This is a genomic window from Streptomyces fuscichromogenes (genome assembly GCF_014645815.1).
Taxonomy (GTDB): domain Bacteria; phylum Actinomycetota; class Actinomycetes; order Streptomycetales; family Streptomycetaceae; genus Streptomyces; species Streptomyces fuscichromogenes.
The window spans coordinates 1-1,304 of sequence record NZ_BMML01000073.1 but is presented as its reverse complement, the minus strand read 5'-3'; the positions used below and the strand labels follow the sequence as shown (position 1 = coordinate 1,304).

The window sequence follows — 1,304 nt, the reverse complement described above, 5'->3', positions numbered from 1 at the left end:
CTCGCGGTCTGCGAGGGACCGATGGACCTGCACCGGGCCCCCCTGATGGACGCCCACATCGCACAGACCGGAGCGGACGGCGGGGAGCGGTGGCTGCTGGTCCTGCGTGCTCATCACATGATGCAGGACCACACGACGCTGGAGATTTTCGAGGAGGAGGTCACTGCTTTCCTGACCGGTCGTGGGGAGGGGCTGTGTGAGCCGTTGCCGTATCGGTCGTTTGTGGGTCAGGCGTTGCTGGGTGTGCCGGTGGAGGAGCACGAGGAGTATTTCGCGGGTCTGCTGGGTGATGTGTCGGAGCCGACGGTGGCTTTCGGGGTGGCAGACGTGCGGGGGGACGGGTCGGGGGTGGTGGAGTGGCGGGCGCGGCTGGACGCGGGGGTCGCGTTGCGGGTGCGGGAGCAGGCGCGTCGGCTGGGGGTGAGTGCGGCGACGGTGTTCCATGTGGTGTGGTCGCGGGTGCTGTCGGTGGTCTCCGGCCAAGACGATGTGGTGTTCGGCACGGTGGTCCTGGGCCGGATGCAGGCCGGCGGGGGCGCGGACCGGGTCCCGGGACTGTTCATCAATACGCTCCCGGTGCGGGCCGGTACCGGTGCGGGGGTGGCGGGAGCGGTGCGGGCGATGCAGGGGCAGCTCGCGGAGCTGATGGTGCATGAACACGCCTCGCTGGGCACCGCTCAGCGGATGAGCGGGGTGCAGGCACCGGCCCCGCTGTTCACCACCCTGTTCAACTACCGGCATGCTCCCGGCACCGGCACCGGCACCGGCACCGGCACCGGCACCGGCACTGAGCCAGTTCATGCTCCGGCACAGCCGGGCGATATTCGTCTGCTCAGGGCCCAGGAACGGACGAATTATCCGGTCACGGTGTCGGTGAACGATTTCGGCGCTGACTCCGGTTTCAGCCTGGACATCCAGACCGTCACTCCTATCGACCCTCGTGCCGTGGCCGAACTGATCACCACGGCCGTCGAGCAGGTCGTCCAGGCACTGGAACACCGGCCGGACACCCGCCTGGACCGGCTGCCGGTGCTCTCGGGTGTGGAGCGGGAGCGGTTGCTGGTGGAGTGGAACGCGACGGGGCGGGATGTCGCGGCGGTGACGGTGCCGGAGCTGTTCGCGGCGCAGGTGGCGCGTTCGCCGGAGGCCATCGCGGTGGTGTGCGGGCAGGAGTCGCTCTCGTACGCGGAGCTGGATGCGCGTTCGAACCGGCTGGCGCGGGTCCTGATCGGGCGGGGTGTGGGCCCGGAATCGCTGGTCGGGGTCGTGATGCCCCGCTCGGTCGACCTGCTGGTCGCACTGCT

General features: G+C 69.8%; 1 protein-coding gene. It reads left to right on the top strand.

Features of this window, described 5'->3' with window-relative positions:
- Nucleotides 1-1,304: condensation domain-containing protein (locus IEZ11_RS49890; protein WP_189269768.1), on the top strand; the 1,304-nt coding region annotated here is incomplete at both ends.